Origin of the sequence: Streptomyces sp. NPDC006435, from assembly GCF_040612315.1 — a bacterium.
GTDB lineage: Bacteria > Actinomycetota > Actinomycetes > Streptomycetales > Streptomycetaceae > Streptomyces.
The window spans coordinates 12,741-32,417 of record NZ_JBEXPY010000004.1; the positions used below are offsets into that span (position 1 = coordinate 12,741).

The 19,677-nt window shown below is 71.5% G+C and carries 15 protein-coding genes; 9 read left to right on the forward strand and 6 right to left on the reverse strand.

The window, feature by feature from the left end; translation table 11 throughout:
• Positions 1 to 498: 498 nt before the first annotated feature.
• The gene (locus tag ABZZ04_RS06075) at positions 499 to 762 is read right to left on the reverse strand and encodes a WhiB family transcriptional regulator (protein WP_030927001.1); all 264 of its coding nucleotides are present in this window, start codon (positions 760 to 762) and stop codon (positions 499 to 501) included.
• Positions 763 to 1,488: 726 nt separating this feature from the next.
• Between ABZZ04_RS06075 and ABZZ04_RS06080 the strand changes: the two genes are divergently transcribed.
• The 3 genes from ABZZ04_RS06080 to ABZZ04_RS06090 all read left to right on the forward strand — a co-directional run bounded on the left by ABZZ04_RS06080 (position 1,489) and on the right by ABZZ04_RS06090 (position 4,437).
• Positions 1,489 to 1,989 carry a cupin domain-containing protein gene (locus tag ABZZ04_RS06080; RefSeq protein WP_356930983.1) on the forward strand — a complete coding sequence of 167 codons (501 nt, stop codon included), beginning with the start codon at positions 1,489 to 1,491 and terminating at the stop codon, positions 1,987 to 1,989.
• A 130-nt stretch (positions 1,990 to 2,119) separates the two neighbouring features.
• Positions 2,120 to 3,076, forward strand: coding sequence for a 2-phospho-L-lactate transferase (cofD, locus tag ABZZ04_RS06085; protein ID WP_356930984.1), 957 nt, complete (start codon positions 2,120 to 2,122; stop codon positions 3,074 to 3,076).
• Positions 3,073 to 4,437 (forward strand): coenzyme F420-0:L-glutamate ligase, encoded by a 1,365-nt coding sequence (locus ABZZ04_RS06090; protein WP_356930985.1) that lies wholly within the window; start codon positions 3,073 to 3,075, stop codon positions 4,435 to 4,437. Before cofD ends, ABZZ04_RS06090 begins: the two co-directional genes overlap by 4 nt.
• A gap of 93 nt (positions 4,438 to 4,530) precedes the next feature.
• Here ABZZ04_RS06090 and ABZZ04_RS06095 read toward each other — a convergent pair whose 3' ends face one another.
• The 3 genes from ABZZ04_RS06095 to ABZZ04_RS06105 all read right to left on the reverse strand — a co-directional run bounded on the left by ABZZ04_RS06095 (position 4,531) and on the right by ABZZ04_RS06105 (position 8,599).
• Positions 4,531 to 5,595, reverse strand: coding sequence for a DNA-3-methyladenine glycosylase 2 family protein (locus ABZZ04_RS06095; RefSeq protein WP_356930986.1), 1,065 nt, complete (start codon positions 5,593 to 5,595; stop codon positions 4,531 to 4,533).
• Between the two features lie 140 nt (positions 5,596 to 5,735).
• Positions 5,736 to 6,827 carry an NDP-sugar synthase gene (locus ABZZ04_RS06100; protein WP_356930987.1) on the reverse strand — a complete coding sequence of 364 codons (1,092 nt, stop codon included), beginning with the start codon at positions 6,825 to 6,827 and terminating at the stop codon, positions 5,736 to 5,738.
• A gap of 119 nt (positions 6,828 to 6,946) precedes the next feature.
• Complete coding sequence (locus ABZZ04_RS06105; protein ID WP_356930988.1) at positions 6,947 to 8,599, reverse strand: peptidoglycan recognition protein; 1,653 nt, start codon at positions 8,597 to 8,599, stop codon at positions 6,947 to 6,949.
• Between the two features lie 137 nt (positions 8,600 to 8,736).
• Between ABZZ04_RS06105 and ABZZ04_RS06110 the strand changes: the two genes are divergently transcribed.
• The 5 genes from ABZZ04_RS06110 to ABZZ04_RS06130 all read left to right on the forward strand — a co-directional run bounded on the left by ABZZ04_RS06110 (position 8,737) and on the right by ABZZ04_RS06130 (position 16,478).
• On the forward strand, positions 8,737 to 9,489 hold the full coding sequence (locus tag ABZZ04_RS06110; protein ID WP_356930989.1) for a TIGR03089 family protein: 753 nt from the start codon (positions 8,737 to 8,739) through the stop codon (positions 9,487 to 9,489).
• 181 nt (positions 9,490 to 9,670) lie between these two features.
• On the forward strand, positions 9,671 to 10,948 hold the full coding sequence (locus ABZZ04_RS06115) for an LCP family protein (RefSeq protein ID WP_356930990.1): 1,278 nt from the start codon (positions 9,671 to 9,673) through the stop codon (positions 10,946 to 10,948).
• Positions 10,949 to 11,171: 223 nt separating this feature from the next.
• Positions 11,172 to 13,007 carry an LCP family protein gene (locus tag ABZZ04_RS06120; protein ID WP_356930991.1) on the forward strand — a complete coding sequence of 612 codons (1,836 nt, stop codon included), beginning with the start codon at positions 11,172 to 11,174 and terminating at the stop codon, positions 13,005 to 13,007.
• 49 nt (positions 13,008 to 13,056) lie between these two features.
• The gene (locus ABZZ04_RS06125; RefSeq protein ID WP_356930992.1) at positions 13,057 to 14,727 is read left to right on the forward strand and encodes an LCP family protein; all 1,671 of its coding nucleotides are present in this window, start codon (positions 13,057 to 13,059) and stop codon (positions 14,725 to 14,727) included.
• Positions 14,728 to 15,050: 323 nt separating this feature from the next.
• Positions 15,051 to 16,478, forward strand: a complete 1,428-nt coding sequence (locus ABZZ04_RS06130; protein ID WP_356930993.1) for an LCP family protein — start codon at positions 15,051 to 15,053, stop codon at positions 16,476 to 16,478.
• Between the two features lie 60 nt (positions 16,479 to 16,538).
• On the opposite strand, the gene ABZZ04_RS06135 is transcribed toward ABZZ04_RS06130, so the two are convergent.
• A complete protein-coding gene (locus tag ABZZ04_RS06135; protein ID WP_356930994.1) occupies positions 16,539 to 17,087 on the reverse strand; it encodes an acyl-CoA thioesterase in 549 nt (182 codons plus the stop codon).
• Between the two features lie 119 nt (positions 17,088 to 17,206).
• Between ABZZ04_RS06135 and ABZZ04_RS06140 the strand changes: the two genes are divergently transcribed.
• Positions 17,207 to 18,517, forward strand: coding sequence for an LCP family protein (locus ABZZ04_RS06140; RefSeq protein ID WP_356930995.1), 1,311 nt, complete (start codon positions 17,207 to 17,209; stop codon positions 18,515 to 18,517).
• Between the two features lie 116 nt (positions 18,518 to 18,633).
• On the opposite strand, the gene ABZZ04_RS06145 is transcribed toward ABZZ04_RS06140, so the two are convergent.
• Positions 18,634 to 19,644: a DUF5954 family protein gene (locus ABZZ04_RS06145; RefSeq protein WP_356930996.1), complete on the reverse strand. Its 1,011-nt coding sequence runs from the start codon at positions 19,642 to 19,644 to the stop codon at positions 18,634 to 18,636.
• Positions 19,645 to 19,677: the final 33 nt, after the last annotated feature.

Consider the following 19,677-nt stretch of genomic DNA (forward strand, 5'->3'; position numbering starts at 1 on the left):
GGTACGGATAACCACGGCGATGCCGAGCGCTCGAACGGGGCCCGGTCCGAGGGCCGCGGAGCCGGTGGCGGCACCGGCGACGACACCGGTTACCGGCCCGCGCCGACGGCGGGACGGCGGCCGGGCGGGGCTGCCGGGGACAGGCCGGGCGGGAGCGGCCGGGCACGGGCCGGGCGGGACGGTCGGGGACAGCCGGGCACGGCGACGGCCCGTCGCCTGCGGGCAAGGTGCAGACGACGGGCCATGGCCGGTCGCTGTTCGCGGTTCGGGGTTCGCGGTCCGGGGTTCGGGGTTCGGCGGAATCACGGAGCCCGGGTTTCGGGCGTCCGACCGGCCGCGGGGATCATTGTCGCGAACGACGCGTCCGCGGGGTGGTCCGCCCGCTGTGGCGGGCCGTGTGCGGTGGACGGCGGGCCACCCGCCCCGTCGTTCCGCTCGTCCCGCCGTTCCGCTCGTCGCGGTGCGGGCTCCGTCTCGTCCTGTCGCGGGGTTCCGCGGTCAGACTGCGGCCTTTTTCAGGCGGCGTCGCTCACGTTCCGAAAGACCGCCCCAGATTCCGAAGCGTTCGTCGTTGGAAAGGGCGTACTCAAGGCATTCGGACCGGACTTCACAGGCGAGGCAGACCTTCTTGGCCTCGCGGGTGGATCCGCCCTTCTCGGGGAAGAAGGACTCGGGATCGGTCTGGGCGCACAGTGCGCGCTCCTGCCAGCCGAGTTCCTCGTCCGCGTCCTCGACCAGCAGTTGCTGGAACAGCTCGGTCATGTGCGCCCCTCGTCTGTCTCTTGCGTCCCCGTGATGCAGCCGTTACTGATCGCGGCCGAACGACACGAGTGAAATTACAAGTGTGTATCTCCAGGCCAGTCAAGCGAGGATCTGCTATTGGCCTCGGTATTCACTCTGCGGAACCAAACGTATGCGGAAAGTGTGCAAATCAGCAAAAAACTGACATATGCCGTGGGTCTCATCACGCCCCCGCCTCTCACTGGGTGAGACGAGTGGAGCCATCTCCGTGTTTCGGATTCGATCACCGAAGCGACCAAGATCACAGCCGGGTCACGGACCTTCAACGGCGTTTACGGGAGCGGTTGGTGCGCCACATCTCCGCCACCATGGCTGAATAAACCTTTCTGCTGACCGTCCGACCGGATGGGGTGAAACATTGCCGCCAAACCGGGCACCGGGTTGACAGCGGCGACATCGAGCCGGTCTCCTTGACTGCATGCCAGCGACCGCAGCGATGTACGCCACCCACGTCCGTGGGTTCCGCACCGCTGTCCAGGCCCGCTGTTGCTGTTCCAGCTGTCGCAGCTGTTGATGCCCCCCGGGCACCGGCTCTGATCCGGCTTCTTCGATCCAGCTCTTCCGCGCGGAGCTCCTCCGCAGATCCGCAGAGCGTTCCGCGGGACGTCCGTCCCGTACGGCCGCGGCTCTCCGGTCTCCGCGACACCCCGCACACGCACCCCCCCATGCCGAGGAACCACCTCATCCATGAACAGCAACAGCGACCTGCAGATCGCCGGCGACATCCTCGAAGTCCAGCACCTCCTCCAGCCGCCCCGCGAGCACCCCGCCACCGTGGCCGAGTTCGTCGGGCTCGCCCGCCGCATCGCCGCCGACCGCGCGCGGTGGGAACCGCTCGTCCGGTACGACGCCACCACCCGCTGGTACCACCGGCTGCACGCAGGACCCGGCTACGAGGTCTGGCTGCTCAGCTGGGTGCCCGGCCAGGGCAGCGGACGCCACGACCACGGCCCGTCCTCCGGCGTGCTGACCCTCCTGGAGGGCCGGCTGACCGAGCGCACCGACCGCGGCGACCGGACCCTGGAACCCGGCGCGCAGCGGGTCTTCGCCCCCGGCTACGTGCACGAGGTGGTCAACGACTCGCTCGAACCGGCCGTCAGCCTGCACGTCTACTACCCCGGGCTGACCGAGATGCCGATGCACGCGGCGCAGTGCTCCCCGGCGACCGCGGACGTCGTACCCGCCTGACGCCCCACGCCCCATGCACCACGCACCACCACCACCACCACCCCACAAGGATCAGGCTCCGCCCGACAGTCCCACCCGTCGCCCGCCACCACCCCCACAAGGATCAGGCTCCGCCTGACAGACTGTCCGCATGCGCATTGTGGTTCTGGCCGGCGGTATCGGCGGTGCTCGTTTCCTGCGTGGCCTCAAGCAGGCCGCGCCCGGGGCGGACATCACGGTGATCGGCAACACCGGTGACGACATCCATCTGTTCGGGCTGAAGGTCTGCCCCGACCTCGACACCGTGATGTACACCCTCGGCGGTGGCATCAACGAGGAGCAGGGCTGGGGGCGTACGGACGAGAGCTTCCACGTCAAGGAGGAGCTCGCGGCGTACGGCGTGGGGCCCGAGTGGTTCGGGCTCGGCGACCGCGACTTCGCGACGCACATCGTCCGCACGCAGATGCTGGGCGCGGGCTACCCGCTGAGCGCCGTCACCGAGGCGCTCTGCGCGCGCTGGAAGCCCGGTGTCCGGCTGCTGCCGATGTCCGACGACCGGGTCGAGACGCACGTCGCGGTCGACCTCGACGGCGAGCGCCGGGCGATCCACTTCCAGGAGTACTGGGTGAAGCTGCGCGCCTCGGTCGAGGCGCAGGCGATCGTGCCGGTCGGCGCCGAGCAGGCCAAGCCCGCGCCGGGCGTGCTGGAGGCCGTCGCCGAGGCCGACGTGATCCTCTTCCCGCCGTCCAACCCCGTCGTGTCGGTGGGGACGATCCTCGCCGTGCCCGGCATCCGGGAGGCCGTCGCGGAGGCCGGGGTGCCGGTCGTCGGCCTCTCCCCCATCGTCGGGGACGCGCCCGTGCGCGGCATGGCGGACAAGGTGCTCGCCGCGGTGGGCGTGGAGTCGACGGCTTCGGCCGTGGCCCGGCACTACGGCTCCGGGCTGCTCGACGGTTGGCTCGTCGACACCGTGGACGCCGGGGCGGTCGACGAGGTGGAGGCCGCGGGCATCCGGTGCCGCGCCGTGCCGCTGATGATGACCGATGTCGACGCGACGGCGGAGATGGCGCGGCAGGCACTGGCGCTGGCCGAGGAGGTACGGGCGTGAGCGCCGACTCCCCCGGGCCCGCGGACGTCCTCGCCCCCTCTGCTTCCCCCGCTCCTTCTTCCCCGCCGGCCTACCGGGTCTGGGCGCTGCCCGGGATGCCCGAGGTGCGGGCCGGGGACGACCTGGCGAAGCTGATCGCCGCGGCCGAGCCGGGGCTGGTCGACGGCGACGTGCTGCTGGTCACCTCGAAGATCGTCTCCAAGGCGGAGGGCCGGATCGTCGAGGCCACCGACCGGGAGGCGGCGATCGACGCCGAGACGGTACGGGTGGTGGCGCGGCGCGGCACGCTGCGCATCGTCGAGAACCGGCAGGGCCTGGTCATGGCCGCGGCCGGGGTCGACGCCTCGAACACCCCCGCCGGGACGGTGCTGCTGCTGCCCGAGGACCCCGACGCCTCGGCGCGGGCGATCCGGGACGGGCTGCGGGACGGCCTCGGCGTCGAGGTCGGCGTCGTCGTCACGGACACCTTCGGGCGCCCCTGGCGCAGCGGGTTGACCGATGTGGCGATCGGGGCGGCCGGGGTCCGGGTGCTGGACGACCTGCGCGGCGGCACGGACGCGTACGGCAATCCGCTGAGCGCGACCGTGGTGGCCACCGCCGACGAACTGGCCTCGGCCGGCGACCTGGTCAAGGGCAAGGCCGCGGGGCTGCCGGTCGCGGTGGTCCGGGGGCTCGGCCACGTGGTGGACCCGACGGACGAGGCGGGCGGCGCCCGGGCGATGGTGCGGGGCGCGGCCGACGACATGTTCCGGCTCGGTACGTCGGAGGCGGTGCGGGAGGCGGTGACCCTGCGGCGCACGGTGCGCGAGTTCGCCGACGACCCGGTGGACCCGGGGGCGGTGCGGCGGGCCGTGGCCGCCGCCGTGACGGCGCCCGCGCCGCACCACACGACGCCGTGGCGGTTCGTCCTGCTGGAGTCAGAGGAGTCCCGGACCCGGCTGCTCGACGCGATGCGGGACGCGTGGATCGCGGATCTGCGGCGCGACGGGAAGAGCGAGGAGTCGATCGCGAAGCGGGTGCGGCGCGGTGACGTGCTGCGCCGGGCGCCGTACCTGGTGGTGCCGTGCCTGGTGATGGACGGCTCCCACACGTACGGGGACGAGCGGCGGGACGGCGCGGAGCGCGAGATGTTCGTGGTCGCCGCGGGGGCCGGCATCCAGAACTTCCTGGTGGCGCTGGCCGGTGAGCGGCTGGGGTCGGCGTGGGTGTCCTCGACGATGTTCTGCCGGGACGTGGTGCGCAAGGTGCTGGACCTGCCGGAGTCGTGGGACCCGCTGGGGGCGGTCGCGGTGGGCCGCCCGCTGGTCGCGCCGGTGGCCCGTGCGGGCCGGGACGCGGAGGACTTCGTCACGGTGCGGTGAGGCGGGACGGGGCTCCCGGCCGGTACGGCGGACATCGCATCGGTACGACGAGCGGTTCCCGGCCGGTACGGCGGACGCCTCGTCGCACCGGCGCTACAGGCGGGCGATGTCGCCGCGGGTCCTGCGCGGGGCGCGGCGGGGCGGGGTGCGGCCCGACAGCAGGACGAGCCGGGTGGCGCGGTGGCGCTGCCCCTCGTACGGGGCCAGGAGCCTCAGCATCTCCTCGTCGTCGGCGTCCCGGTTGCCCGCCAGGGCGTGACCGACGATGCCGGGGAGGTGGAGGTCGCCGACCGTGACCGCGTCCGCCGCGCCGTTCGAGCGCTGGAGGGTCTCGGCCGAGGTCCAGGGGCCGATGCCGGGGATCAGTTCCAGGCGGGCCGTGGCCTCGGGGAGTTCCATGGCCGACGCCTCCTCCAGACGGCGGGCCACCCGTACCGCGCGCAGGATCGTGGCCGAGCGTTTGGCGTCGACACCCGCCCGGTGCCATTCCCAGGAGGGGATCAGGGACCAGGTGCGGGCGTCCGGCATGACGTGCAGCCCGAGTGCGGCGAAGGGGGCGTGGTCCGCGGGGCCGGGCGCCGGGGCGCCGTGCCCCCGGACCAGCAGGCGCCAGGCGCGGTAGGCCTCGTCCGTGGTGACCTTCTGTTCCAGGATCGACGGGATCAGCGACTCCATGACCAGGCCGGTGCGCACCAGGCGCAGACCCGGCCGGCTGTGCCGGGTCAGGGCGAGCAGGCGGTGGCGGGGGCGGAAGGCGTCCGGGTCGTCCGTCGCGCCCAGCAGCGTCGGGAGCCGGTCCAGCAGCCAGGGCGCGCCGGGGCCCCAGGCCGCCGCCTCGATCCGGCCGCCCCGGGCGGCGAGGCGGAGGGTGCCGGGCCCCGCGGGCGTACGGCTCGCCCGCCAGACCGTGCCGTCCCGGGTCATCCGGAACGTGGGATCGGCGGGCCCCCTGCGCAGTGGGCCGATGACGAGCCGCAGGTCGAGCGGGCCGGTCGGGGTCCACTCCCGGGTCAGCGCACCGGTTCCAGGAGCCGAAGCGGAATCCGGAGCCGGGGCCGGGGCGGAAGCCGGTTCAGAAGCCGATGCCGGAGCCGGTACCGATGCCGGGTGCGGGAGGGCCGTGCGGGGAGCGTTGCGGGGGGCGAATCGTCCGGCCACGATGGGGTCCTCGGTCGTCGGGGCTGCCTGTCGAGGGTAAGCGCCGCACCGGACCCGCGGCCCGCGCGCCGCCCATAAAGCTCTCCGCCAGTGAAGCGCGCCGTCCGTGAAGCGCGCCGTCCGTGAAGCGCTCGGTCCGCCTACTCGTCGGACGAGAAGCGCACCGACGCGTCCGGGAGGACCGCCCCGCACCAGACGCGTACGCCGTCGCGCAGTTCGTTGTCGGCGCCGACCCGGGCACCGTCCCCGACGACCGCGCCCGCCAGCACCGTACGGCTGCCGATCCGGGCACCGGCCCCGACCAGCGAGTCGGTGATCACCGCCCCCGGCTCGACGACCGCGTCGGCCAGGATCGCGGAGCCGTCGATGCGGGCCCCGTCGCCGATCCGGGCGCGCTCGCCGACCACCGTGCCGCCGCCGAGCTTGGCGTCGTCGGCGACGGAGGCCGTCGGCAGCACGAGCCGGTCGCCGCACCGGCCGGGCACCGCCGGTGACGGGGCGCGGCCCAGGACCAGATCGGCGGAGCCGCGCACGAATGCCTGCGGGGTGCCGAGGTCCAGCCAGTACGTGGAGTCGACCATGCCCTGGAGGTGGGCGCCGGAGGCGAGGAGTCCGGGGAAGGTCTCGCGCTCGACGGAGACGGGGCGGCCGGCCGGGATGGTGTCGATGACCGATCTGCGGAAGATGTACGCCCCCGCGTTGATCTGGTCGGTGACGATCTCCTCGGGCGTCTGCGGCTTCTCCAGGAACGCGGTGACCCTGCCGTTCCCGTCCGTCGGCACGAGGCCGAAGGCGCGCGGGTCCTCGACCCGGGTGAGGTGCAGGGAGACGTCCGCGCCGGAGTCCGCGTGCGTGGCGACCAGCGCCCGGATGTCGAGGCCGGTGAGGATGTCGCCGTTGAAGACGAGGACCGGTTCGTCCGGCCCCGCCGCGAGCCGGGACGCGACGTTGCGTATCGCGCCGCCGGTGCCGAGCGGTTCGCGTTCGGTGACGTACTCGATGTGCAGGCCGAGCGACGAGCCGTCGCCGAAGTACGGCTCGAAGACCTCCGCCAGGTACGACGTCGCGAGCACGATGTGCTCGACACCGGCGGCGCGGGCCCGTGCCAGCTGGTGCGTGAGGAACGGGACGCCCGCCGCCGGAACCATCGGCTTGGGCGTGTGCACCGTGAGCGGGCGCAGCCGGGTCCCCTTGCCACCGACCAGGAGGATCGCTTCTTTTGCCTCTGTCACGGCACTGACTCTGCTTCCTGCTGGGACCTGGCCTGTTTCGGCTGGCCAGTGTATGCAGACCGGTCCAACCGGCCCGATCGGCAGGCGCAGCGATCCGCGCCGGTCCCGCAGGCTTCCGGTCAGCGGCCCTGCAGGCGGGCGGAGCTGGTCCTGGCCGAGCCGAGCTTCTTGTAGAGACGCGCTCCGGGACATTCGGTTGCGAAGCCGTCCCGGTGACCGGAGATGACGTTGAGCTGGACCTTCCTGCCCTTCTTGTACTTGTTGCCGCCGCCCGAGACCAGGGTCACCTTGCCCTTCGGGTTGGCGCCGAACAGGCCGAGCTTCCAGGCGGTGAGCTTCGAGACGGCGGTGACGGCCGCGGCGGGCGGGTTCGACTTGGTGAAGGTGCCGAGCACCGCGATGCCCATGCTGTTGGAGTTGAAGCCGAGCGTGTGCGCGCCCAGGACCGGCTTCGTCACGCCGCCCGCGCGTCCCTCGTAGATGTTTCCGCACTTGTCGACGGCGAAGTTGTAGCCGAAGTCGCGCCAGCCGCTGCTCTTCACGTGGTAGCGGTAGATGCCGCGCAGCACCGAGGGCGCCTGGGAGCACTTGTAGTTGTTGCCCGTGGCGCTGTGGTGGACGAACGCGGCCTTGACGGTCTTGGTGTACGCGAAGGCGCGTTCCCTGAGCTTCTCGTCCGCGCCCCAGCCCTTGCGGGTGACGATGCGCGGCCGGGGTCCGATGTACGGGCGGGCACCGGCCGCCGCCTTGCCCTCCGTCCCGGCCTGGGCCTCGGTCTCCGCCCGGCTCAGGGCGGGGAGCACGTTCGGTTCGAGGGCCGTGGTGCGGCCGTCCGTCCCGGCCGCCCCGGTTTCCGCCGTGGCTCCGGCTTCCGTCCCGGTCCCGGCTTCCGTCGCAGTCTCCGCACCCGTCGTCCCGGTCCCGGCTTCCGTCCCGGTCCCGGTCTCCGTCCCGGTCCCGGTCTCCGTCCCGGTCCCGGTTTCCGCTGCGGGCAGGGTGGCGGTCGCGCCGGTCGCGGCCTGCATGCCCGCCAGGACCTGGGCGTCCGCCTCGGCCCGGATGTCCGCCAGGAGCTGGGCCCCCGTCATGGCCTGGCCGTCCGGCGCGGCCTGGGCCCCGGTCACGTTCCCGACGCCCTCCGCCTCCCCGGCACCCGGCTCCGTCGCGTCCCCCGTCTCCCCGTCCGTCGTGGAAAGCGGTCGCGGGTCCTCGCCCGGGTCGACGAGTTCGAGCCGCAGCCCGCCGGGCAGCGACACCACGTGCCCGGTCCGGTCCTGCGGGTCCGGAGGGTCGGGGACCACGCGGACCGCGACGCCGTCGGAGTCGCCGACCCAGAGCGGGGCGGTGGCGCCCCGGACCGTGCCCGAATCGCGCTCGGCGGAGCCGGGGTCCGCGGCGTGCTCCGCGTTGTGCGTCTCCAGGTCCTGCCAGTCCGACCAGCGGTCGGTGCCGGCGGCCCGGGTGCGGACCTGGACCGTGCCGTGGAGTTCGGTGTCGACGTCGTCCCAGACGACGCCGACCAGGGAGAAGGGCCGGACCTCACGTTCGGTCAGCCCCTGGCCGGAGCTCTCGGCGGCCCGGCCGGACGCGGTCGGCAGGGGCCGCATCGGCAGGGACTGCGTCGAGCCCGGCAGGTCGGTGGAGGCCGCGGACCCGGCGGGAGCGGCGGGAACGGTGCGGGTGTCGGGGGCGGCGCCCGCCGGCGCGGCCGACGGCAGTGCGAGGACGGCCGCGCAGGTGACACCGATCGAAGATGCTAGGAAGGCACGCATAAAAATGATATTGGACATAATTCTGCAACTCCGGCTACCCGGACATACCTCCGCAATTGACGGACCGTCTGCCGAACCGGTGTCCCCGGCGCCCTTCCACCCCGCCCGGCCCACCTCCGCCGCGTACTCTTGCGCGGATGAACGCCACCGACCGCACCCCTGCCGACCTGCTGCGTTCCGCGCTCGCCGCGGACCCGGCCCGCCCCTTGGTCACTTTCTACGACGACGCCACCGGAGAACGCGTCGAACTGTCGGTGGCCACCTTCGCCAATTGGGTGGCCAAGACCGCCAATCTCCTCCAGGGCGACCTCGCCGCCGAGCCGGGCGACCGGCTCGCGCTCCTGCTGCCCGCGCACTGGCAGTCCGCGGTCTGGCTGCTCGCCTGTTCCTCGGTCGGCGTGGTCGCCGACGTGCAGGGCGACCCGGCCGCCGCCGGCCTCGTCGTCAGCGGCCCGGACACGCTGGAGGCCGCGCGCGCCTGCTCCGGCGAGCGGATCGCCCTGGCGCTGCGCCCGCTGGGCGGCAGGTTCCCGCAGCCGCCGGAGGGTTTCGCGGACTACGCGGTCGAGGTGCCGGGACAGGGCGACCGGTTCGCCCCGTTCGCCCCCGTGGACCCGGACGCCCCCGCACTGGCGGTGGACGGTGTCGGGCTGACGTCGGCGCAACTGGTGGCACGGGCCCGCGAGGACGCCGCCGGGCTCGGCCTGACCGCAGGGTCGCGGCTGCTCACCGGGGGTGCGTACGACAGCTGGGAGGGACTGAGCGCGGGGCTGTTCGCACCGCTGGCCGTCGGGGGCTCCGTGGTCCTGTGCCGGAACCTGGACCGGCTGGACGCCGACGCCCTGGCGAAGCGCGTCGAGAGCGAGCGGGTCACCAACAGGACGGCATGACAGGTGCCCTGAGTGCCACCCGTCCGGCCCACACCGGGCCGAGTCCCCGGGGTCGCACCCCAACTCCGGTACATGATCGGCGTTACGGCCCACCCGGGACACAACCAAGCGTGAGGTTCAGCCGTCTACTCCTGCGACCGGCGGCCCAGCGCGCCGCCGAACGTGAAGGATGGACGCAGACGTGAGCGAAAGCGCCGGACCGCCGGACGACTCCGACGACTCGGCCCCGGGCGACAGCGGGCCGGGGGCCGGCTCCGGCACCGCCCCGGCGCCCGCCGACGGACATCGACGCCGCTGGCTGCGCTGGACCGCGCTCGGCGCCTCGTTCGTCGTCCTGGTCGCGGCGGGCGTCGGCTGGTGGCTGTACCGGAAGCTGGACGGCAACATCAGGACGGACGTCTCCGCGGCGGCCGAACTGAAGGCGTACGAGCGGGAGCGGCCCGTCTCCGTGGTGCACGACGCGGAGAACATCCTGCTCATCGGCTCCGACAGCCGGGCCGGCGAGAACCGCGAGTACGGCCGCGACGACGGCGGCAGCCAGCGCTCGGACACCACGATCCTGCTGCACCTGGCGGCGGACCGGAAGAGCGCCACCGCGATGTCCCTGCCGCGCGATCTGATGGTGGACGTCCCGGTCTGTCACACTGCGGACGGCAAAGCGACGAAGAAACAATTCGCGCAGTTCAACTGGGCCTTCGAGCTCGGCGGCACCGCCTGCACGGTCCGCACCGTCGAGAAGCTGACCGGGGTCAGGATCGACCACCACATGGTCGTCGACTTCAACGGCTTCAAGGACATGGTCGACGCCGTGGACGGGGTGGAGGTCTGCCTCAAGAAGCCGGTCGACGACGCCGACGCCCACCTGAAGCTCCCCGCCGGGCGCCAGACGCTCGACGGCGAGCAGGCGCTGGGCTACGTACGGGCCCGCAAGTCGATCGGCAACGGCAGCGACACCGAACGGATGGACCGCCAGCAGCAGTTCCTGGGCGCGCTGGTGAACAAGGTGCAGAGCAACGGCGTCCTGCTCAACCCGACCCGGCTCTACCCGGTCCTGGACGCGGCCACCAAGGCGCTGACCACGGACCCGGGCCTGGACAGCCTCAAGGACCTGTACGAGCTGGTGCGCGGCATGCGCGACGTACCGACCGACAAGGTTCAGTTCCTGACCGTGCCCCGGCAGCCTTACGCCGCCAACCGGAACCGGGACGAACTCGTCCAACCCGACGCGGACCGGCTCTTCAAGCGGCTGCGCGAGGACGACCCGGTCGTCGTCGTCCCGGCGGACCAGCTCAAGGACGGCGCGGACCCGTCCGGGGACGGCGCGGACCGCTCCGGGGATGACGGCGAGAAGAACAACCGGAAAAAGAATGCCGCGACCGGTTCTCCGGAGGCTTCCGGACCGAGCCCCACACCGACCTATTCGGGCAACAACGCGGCGGCGGACCTGTGCGAGCAGTAAAGCAATTCCCAAGCAGAGGCCGGTGATCGGCGTGTAATGGGCAGTATGACCAGTTGTAAGGACCGTGGAATTTGTCACGCTCGTCGCTCGATGCCGAACGGGGCCGATAGTGTGACGCGATCCGGTGCTTCCGGCCGCCAGGCCGCGCACTTCTGGAGCGAAAGAACGAGCGCCTGATCGGGGGAGGCGCCTGGCGTGGCACCGACGGAGGACTCAAGCGACCGTGGATGCGCAAAGTCGTGGGCGGGCGGACGAAATCGATCCCGCGGACCAGTGGGTACTCAACCCGCAGACCGGTGATTACGAACTGCGACTGAATCATTCCGGAGGGGATTCGGCAAGCTCTTCCCGGACTTCCGCGCCGCGTGTCCCCAATAGCAGGGGCCCGGTCCGGGACGGGGATTCGGAGCACGGCGACGCCCCCCGGGACGGCCGGGCCGGGCGCCGCGCCGCGGCCCGGGACGGCAACGGGCCGGACGCGCGCCACGAGGTGCCGGGCCAGCGCAGCCGCCGTTCGGCCAACGGCCGACGCGGCCAGGACGGTTCCGGGTCCGGCGGTACGGCGACGGGGTCGGAGCCCGCGGGCCGCCGCAGCCGCAAGGCGCCCAAGGCCGCCAAGAGCCGCCGCAAGAAGGCGCTGCTGTGGACGGGCGGCGCGATGGCCTTCGTGCTCGTCGGCCTGTCGGCGGCCGGGTACGCGCTGTACCAGCACTTCAACGGCAACCTGAGCACGGTCGACGTGGGCGGGTCCGGCAACAAGAACGTCTTCGACAACGACGCCCCGGTCAACATCCTGATCATCGGGACCGACAAACGCACCGGCAAGGGCAACGAGGGCTACGGCGACAAGAACAGTGTGGGCCACGCCGACACCAACATCCTCTTCCACGTCTCCGAGGACCGCACCAACGCGACGGCGCTGAGCATCCCTCGCGACCTGATCACCGACATCCCGGAGTGCAGGAGCAAGCAGGAGGACGGCTCGGAGAAGACCATCCCGGGCACCCCGAACGTCCGGTTCAACAACAGCCTCGGCCAGGAGGGCCGCGACCCGGGCTGCACCATGGACACGGTCAAGCAGATCACCGGTCTGAAGGTCGACCACTTCATGATGGTCGACTTCAACGCGGTGAAGGAGCTGTCCACGGCGGTCGGCGGCGTCGAGGTCTGCCTGGCCAAGCCGGTCAAGGACCCGGACTCGCACCTGAACCTGCCGGCCGGTGAGCACCGCATCCAGGGCGAGGACGCCCTGGCGTTCGTACGGACCCGGCACAGCTTCGGCAACCGCGGCGACCTGGACCGGATCAAGATCCAGCAGCAGTTCATCGCCTCGATGATGCGGCAGATGCAGTCGGACGACACCCTGACCAGCCCGACCAAGCTGTACAAGCTGGCGGACGCCGCGACCAAGGCGCTCACCGTCGACACCGGCATCGGCACGGGGAAGAAGCTGGCCTCGCTGGCCCAGGAGCTCAGCAAGGTCAACACCAAGAACATCACCTTCACCACGGTGCCGGTGCTCGACAACCCGGCCGAGAAGGTCAAGGCCACCGTCGTACTGAACGAGGCGAAGGCCGAGCCGCTGTTCGCCATGATGCGCAACGACACCTCGCTGACCGAGGTGAAGTCGCAGAAGAAGGCCGCGAAGAGCAAGCAGGACGCGCTCCTCAAGGGCCCCAAGGCCGCGGCGGGCGACGTGCGCGTGGACGTGTACAACGGCGGCAAGGTCCCCGGGGCCGCGCAGACGACGGTCGTCTGGCTGCAGAACGAGAAGGGCGTGCTCAAGTCGTCGAACAAGGCCAACGCCCCGGCGAAGACCGCGAAGACGACGCTGGAGTACGCACCGAACCAGGCGGACCAGGCACGCGCCCTGGCCGCCATGATGGGCCTGCCCGGCTCGGCCATGAAGCAGGGCACCGAGGACGCCGAGGGGCTTCAGGCGATGGTCCTGACGCTCGGCGACGACTTCGAGAGCGCGGGCACACCCATCGTCGGACCCACCAAGGTTCCGGCGGACGTCCAGCAGGCAAACGCCGACAAGGCAGAGTGCGCCAAGTGACACCGGGTCACCGCGCCACATCACGAGTCCGAGCAACAGGGGGGTCCCGGTGGGACGGAGCAGCACGCCCGGGGAGGGGACACGATCACGCGTCCGCCACACCGGTCAACTCGACCCGGAGGACGGGCTGAGCGAGGGCGCGTCGGAACAGGACGCGAATCCGGAAGGCGGCGGCCGACGGTCGGCGTCCTCGTCGGGCGGTCATCGGCGCGGGGGGCCGAAGCGCCACGGCAAGAAGGGCAAACGCCGGGTGCTGCGCTGGAGCGCGTCCGTTCTCGCGCTGCTGATAATCGGCGGCGCGGGGGCCGGATACCTCTACTACGAGCACCTCAACAGCAACATCAAGAAGGCCGATCTGACACTCGGCGACCGGAAGATGGCCGACCACAAGGCCAACGCCGCCGGTCAGACCCCGCTGAACATCCTGCTCATCGGTTCGGACGCGCGGGACTCCAAGGAGAACCAGAAGCTCGGCGGGGCCAAGGACACCTTCGACGCGCCGCCGCTGGCCGACGTGCAGATGCTGCTGCACCTGTCCGCCGACCGCAGCAACATGTCGGTGATCAGCATGCCGCGCGACACGATGCTGAAGATCCCCAAGTGCACCGACCCGGAGACGAAGCGCGTCTACCCCGCCTCCACCGGTCTCTCGATGACCAACGAGACGCTCGGCCGCGGCGGTCCGGGATGCAGCGTGGCCACCTGGTACGAGTTGACCGGCATCACCATCGACCACTTCATGATGATCGACTTCGCCGGTGTGGTCTCGATGGCCGACGCGATCGGCGGCGTCCCGGTCTGCGTCAAGGAGAACGTCCACTCCCGCACCAGGGACGGCAAGGGCTCCGGGCTGAAGCTGGAGAAGGGCACCACCAAGATCAAGGGCGAGCAGGCCCTCCAGTGGCTGCGCACCCGCTACGGCTTCGAGGACGGCACCGACCTCGGCCGCACGCACGCCCAGCACATGTACATGAACTCGATGGTCCGTGAGCTGCGCAAGGGCACCAAGCTCACCGACCCCGGCAAGCTGATGAACCTGGCCGAGGCGGCGACCGACGCGCTGACGGTCGACAAGGGCCTCGACACCGTCAAGAAGCTGTACGACCTGGCGGAGGAGCTCAAGAAGGCCCCCACCAAGCGCATCACCATGACGACGATGCCGAACGTCTACGGCACGGGCGCGCTCGACGGGCGGGTGCTCCCCAAGGCCGGCGACGCCGACCAGCTCTTCCAGATGGTCCGCGACGACATCCCGCTCGACGGCAAGGCTTCCAAGCGCAAGAAGCCGACCGTCAAGGAGCCCACGTCACCGATTGCCGAGATCCCGGTCAGCATCCGCAACGGCACGCGCGTGGGACTCGACTACCCGGTCAAGGGCCGGGCCACGACGGTCAAGCAGCAGCTGGCCGACAAGGGCTTCGACCGGGCCACGGTCGACGCCCAGAACACCGAGGCGGCGGCCCGCACCAAGATCCTCTTCCCCAGCGTGGACATGGAGGGCAACGCCCAGGCCGTGGCCAAGGCGCTCGGCATCCCGATGTCGGCGGTGAAGAAGTCGACCGACGTCTCGGGCATCACCCTGACCGTGGGGGCCGACTGGCGCGAGAACGGGGACTACAAGGCGGACGAGGCCGACGAGAAGACCCCGGACAGCGCACGCGCGCTCAACGGCGACAACGAGGGCGCCTGCATGGACATCCAGCCGGGCTTCACCTGGTAACGGGCGCACGACGACGCGCCGAAGGGGCCCTCCGAAGCTTCGGAGGGCCCCTTCGGGGTACCCGGGGTCCTCACCTCACCCGCCGGGCGTCACCATCCGGCCGCCGCGTTACCGCGAATGGGGGACACGGACGCGCCCCGCCGGGTCACGCACCGGGCATCCGATCATATGGACCTACTGTGCGAATGGTTTCCCTCGCACCGCGGAGGTGTCCCCCCGTGCCCACGCCGCACCGCTCCCCCCGCTCCCCCCGTCCGCCGCGTTCCCGCGCGCTTCCGCCGCGGCACCGCTCCAGAAGACAGGACGAGCGTCCGCGCTGGGGCATGCGGATGGTGACCGGCCTCTCCGTGCTGGTGCTGGGGGCCGGTGGCATCGGCCACGCGGTGGTGACCGACCTGGAGACCGGGATCGACCGGGTCGACCCGTTCAAGGACATGAAGAACCGGCCCCGCGCGGGCAACGGCACGAACCTGCTGCTCGTGGGCACCGACGGCCGCGACCGGATCACCCCGGAGGAGCGGAAGCTGTACCGGCTGGGCGGCGCGCCCTGCCACTGCACCGACACGATCATGCTGGTGCACCTGTCGGCGGACAAGGAGCGGGCGAGCGTCGTCTCGCTGCCCCGCGACAGCTACGCCGAGATCCCCGCGCACCGGGACCGGACCACCGGCGAGCAGCACACCGCCCACCCGGTGAAGCTGAACGCGGCCTACGCCGAGGGCGGACCGGGCCTGACCGTGCGGACCGTCGAGCACATGACGGGCGTCAAGATCGACCACTACCTGGAGGTCGACTTCACCAGCTTCATGAAGACGGTGGACACCCTGGGCGGGGTGAAGATCTGCACCACCCGGCCGATGAAGGACCCGTACACCGGTCTCGACCTGGCCGCGGGCACCCATGAGCTGAACGGCGGACAGGCCCTGCAGTACGTGCGCTCCCGGCACATCGACGGGGCCGCCGACCTGGGCCGGATGCAGCGCCAGCAGAAGTTCCTCGCCTCGCTGATCGAGCGGGCGACCGGCAGCGGGGTGCTGCTGAACCCGGTGAAGTTCCGGGACGTCGCCTCGACGATGCTGAGCTCGGTACGGGCCGACAAGGACTTCGGCACGGAGCAGATGCTGGAGCTGGGCCAGGCCATGCGCGGCTTCTCCCCCGCCTCGTCCGAGTTCGCCTCCGTCCCGATGGGGAACGTCTCCTACCCGGTCAAGGGCATCGGCTCGACGGTCAAGTGGGACGAGCAGAAGTCGGAGAAGCTCTTCCGGGCGCTGCGCGAGGACGAGCCGCTCGCCCCGAAGCGCCCCGCGCGGCCGAAGGCCGTGGAGGTCGACGTCGACCCGCAGCGGATCCGGGTCCAGGTCTACAACGGGACCGCGAGGGAGGGCCTGGGCCGGAAGGTCGACGACGCGCTGCACGCCACCGGCTTCGACACCACACGGACCCCGCTGAACGCGCCCCCGACCGCCCCCGGCACGCCCCCGACCGCCCAGGGCACGGCCCCGGACACCCCGAATGCAGCCCCGGGTGACCTGAAGCGCACCCTGATCACCTACGACCCGCGCTGGGACCGGTCCGCGAAGTCCCTGGCCGAGGCCCTGCCCGGGGCCGAGCTGCGGGCGGTGGCGGGCCAGGGCGCCACGCTGCGGGTGACGGCGGGCGCGGACTTCGAGAAGGTCCGGAAGGTGCGGGCCGAGGAGACGGACCGGGGCGAGTTCGACACGGTCACGGGCGACGAGGTCGCCTGCCCGTGACCGCGCCCCCTCGGGGGTCCGGTCGTCGACGCCGTCCGGCCCGAGGCCCCTCGACGGCTCTCAGTCGTCGATGCCGTCCGCCGCGCGCTTCTCCCGCAGTTCCTTGATCGCGCGGCGCCGGGCGAGGCGGTGGGTGCGGCGGATCTGCGCCTCCTGGTAGCGCCGCTTGTCACGCTCGGTCTCCGGTATCACCGGCGGTACGGGGCGCGGCTTGCCGTCCGCGTCGACCGCCGCGAACACCAGGTAGGCGCTGCCGACCTGCTGGGCGGGGGTGGATTCGTTCCACCGCTCGGCCATGACCCGGACGCCGACCTCCATGGAGGAGCGACCGGTCCAGTTCACCTGGGCACGGACGTGAACGAGATCACCCACGCGGACCGGCTCCAGGAAGACCATCTCGTCCATCGAGGCGGTGACGGCGGGACCGCCGGAGTGCCGGCCGGCCACGGCACCGGCCGCGTCGTCGACCAGTTTCATGATCACGCCACCGTGCACCGTGCCCAGCAGGTTGGTGTCGTTGCCGGTCATGATGTGGCTGAGGGTGGTCCGGGAAGCCGCGGTCGGCTTGCCCTGTATGTCGCCCTCCGGGCGCGTGGCCTGATCTGTCATACCGTCCACCTTATGCGGGGTCCCGCGTCCTGCGGCAATGCATCAGCTTGGCAACAGGCCCGCCCCGATTTCCCGTACCCCCTGTGAGGCGGACGGCACCGGCCTGCACACTGGTCCGTATGAGCGACTGGCCCGACGGGCGGACCGACGACAACCGCAGCGGAAATCGCTACGGACAGGGCAGCGACAACGACCGACCCGAGAGCGCCCGCGTGATGCGGCATGTCCAGCGGCCCTCCGTGCCGCCGCAGCCGCGCAACGCGCCGCGCGGCTCGGCGCCCCGGCAGCGCCGGCCGGAGCCGCCGCAGTACGCCCCCGGTGACAACGCGGCGTACGACAGCGGTTACAACACGGGACAGGTCTACGGCGACGGCCGACGGGCCGGCGGCAACGGCGGGGGCGGGGGCGGGGGCGGCCGGAACGACGGCGGTCGCGTCCAGGGCCCGCCGCCCGACTGGCGCCGTCGGATCAAGATAGGCTCGCTGGCCCTGGTGGTCGTGGTGCTCGTGGTCTCCATCGGCACGTACTTCTGGGCCGACTCCAAGCTCAAGCGCGAGGTGGACCTCTCCAAGGTCATCGAGCGGCCCGAGGAAGGCGACGGCACCAACTACCTGATCGTCGGTTCCGACAGCCGCGAGGGCATGACCTCCGAGGACAAGAAGAAGCTCCACACGGGCGGCCCGAAAGACAACGGCCGCACCGACTCGATGATGATCCTGCACGACGGATCGAACGGGCCGACGCTGATTTCCCTGCCCCGTGACTCGAAGGTCGAGATCCCCTCGTTCAAGGGATCCGAGTCCGGCAAGCTCTACCCGGGTCGCGGCCAGGTCACCAAGCTGAACGCCGCGTACGCCATGGACGGCCCCGAACTCCTCGTCCGTACCATCGAGTTCAACACCGGGCTGCGCATCGACCACTACGTCGAGATCGGCTTCGGTGGCTTCGCCAAGATCGTGGACGCGATCGGCGGCGTGGAGCTGGACATCCCGAAGGCGTTCAAGGACAAGAAGTCCGGCGCCGACTTCCAGGCGGGCAAGCAGACGCTGAACGGCGAGGAGTCGCTGGCCTTCGTCCGCACCCGGTACGCCTTCGCCGAGGCGGACCTGGCCCGCACGAAGAACCAGCAGAAGTTCCTGGCGGCGCTGGCGAGCCAGACGGCGACGCCGTCCACGATCCTCAACCCGTTCAAGCTCTACCCGACGATGGGCGCAGGCCTGGACACCCTGATCGTCGACAAGGACATGTCGCTCTGGTCCCTGAGCCAGATGTTCTTCGCCATGAAGGACGTCACGGGCGGCGACGGCAAGTCGATGAACATGCCGATGTCGGGCATCGTCGGCGGCTACGTGGTCTGGGACAAGACCAAGGTCGGGCAGTTGGTGGAGCAGCTGAAGAACGACGAGAAGGTCACCGTCACCGGGAAGTGACGACACCTGACGCGCGGAAGGGCCCGGACGAACGAATCCGTCCGGGCCCTTCCGTCCGTCTCCGCCCGTCTCCGTCCGGGCCCTTCCGTCCGTCTCCGCCCGTCGCGGCTCGTCCGCTACGAACCGCGGGTGATGTTGCCCCACTCGTCCATCGTGGGATGGATCTTCGAGGGTTCCTGGTCGTCGACGTCCGAGCGCCGCGGTGTCTCCGGCCCGGCGGGGCCGATGCGCATCATCCGCTCGATCCGGGCGATCTCGAAGCAACGCCCCCGCACGCTCAGCTCGTTGGGCCGCGTCCGCCGCATGAACGCGTCCGCCGCCCGCGCGTACACGGCGGCCTCCCGCTCGTCGAGCCGCTCGGTCAGCGGCAGCATCGTCCTCAGATGGTCGACCAGTGCGCGCCGCGCCTCCTGCGGGGTGGAGAGCTGCCCCGACACCATCGACCAGGACTGCTCATTGCGCTCCATCACCCGGAAGACGACCGGGAACAGCACCAGGCCCGGGTGGGTCCGCAACGCCCGCTGCGAGTCCGCCAGCACGTCGGGCGGGAAGCGTTCCGAGGTGTACGCGACCGGCACCATCCCCATCCGGTCCAGCCCCTCCGTCAGTCCCACCGCCGCCGCGTGGTCGATGACGAAGCCCTCGGTCGTCGAGGGCGTACTCGCCGGGCCCTCCCAGCCCTCCGAGTCGACGTCCGTGGGCCTGGGCGGCTCCATGCGCCGCTCGCCGATCCGGGCGAACTCGTCGGCGCGCACGACGCGGTAGCGCGTGTCACCGGCGGTCAGCTCGTTCACCGGCTCGGTCTCCAGCCGGGCCACCGCGTCCAGCAGGGAGCGCCGCTCGCGGGAATCCTTCGCCTCGTCCCTGGCCCTGAACCAGAGGTGGGAGTTCAGCTCGTCGCGGGCGTCCTGCGGATAGCCGGTGTCCAGACCGGTCAGCATCCGCCACCGCGGCCGCTCGCCGCGGCACTGCTCGGCGATGCCGAAGAGCGGCCCCCGGACCACGATCTTCGCGTACGTCCGGGACGCGGCGAGCGCGTCCGCCTCGGTGACCAGGGACACCGGGTCGTCCCTGCGCCGCACGTTGATGACGAGGTGGTCCGGCGGTGCCTGTGGGTGATCGCTCATGCACCCAGTGTGCCGAGGTCATGGACGGCGGGT

What these genes read in the sequence shown, in the direction of transcription:
- ABZZ04_RS06145 (WP_356930996.1), bottom strand. Translation starts at nt 19,644, where the DNA reads ATGAGCGATCACCCACAGGCACCGCCGGACCACCTCGTCATCAACGTG.
- ABZZ04_RS06080 (WP_356930983.1), top strand. Translation starts at nt 1,489, where the DNA reads ATGAACAGCAACAGCGACCTGCAGATCGCCGGCGACATCCTCGAAGTC.
- ABZZ04_RS06110 (WP_356930989.1), top strand. Translation starts at nt 8,737, where the DNA reads ATGAACGCCACCGACCGCACCCCTGCCGACCTGCTGCGTTCCGCGCTC.
- ABZZ04_RS06075 (WP_030927001.1), bottom strand. Translation starts at nt 762, where the DNA reads ATGACCGAGCTGTTCCAGCAACTGCTGGTCGAGGACGCGGACGAGGAA.
- ABZZ04_RS06130 (WP_356930993.1), top strand. Translation starts at nt 15,051, where the DNA reads ATGCGGATGGTGACCGGCCTCTCCGTGCTGGTGCTGGGGGCCGGTGGC.
- ABZZ04_RS06135 (WP_356930994.1), bottom strand. Translation starts at nt 17,087, where the DNA reads ATGACAGATCAGGCCACGCGCCCGGAGGGCGACATACAGGGCAAGCCG.
- ABZZ04_RS06105 (WP_356930988.1), bottom strand. Translation starts at nt 8,599, where the DNA reads ATGCGTGCCTTCCTAGCATCTTCGATCGGTGTCACCTGCGCGGCCGTC.
- ABZZ04_RS06140 (WP_356930995.1), top strand. Translation starts at nt 17,207, where the DNA reads ATGAGCGACTGGCCCGACGGGCGGACCGACGACAACCGCAGCGGAAAT.
- cofD (WP_356930984.1), top strand. Translation starts at nt 2,120, where the DNA reads ATGCGCATTGTGGTTCTGGCCGGCGGTATCGGCGGTGCTCGTTTCCTG.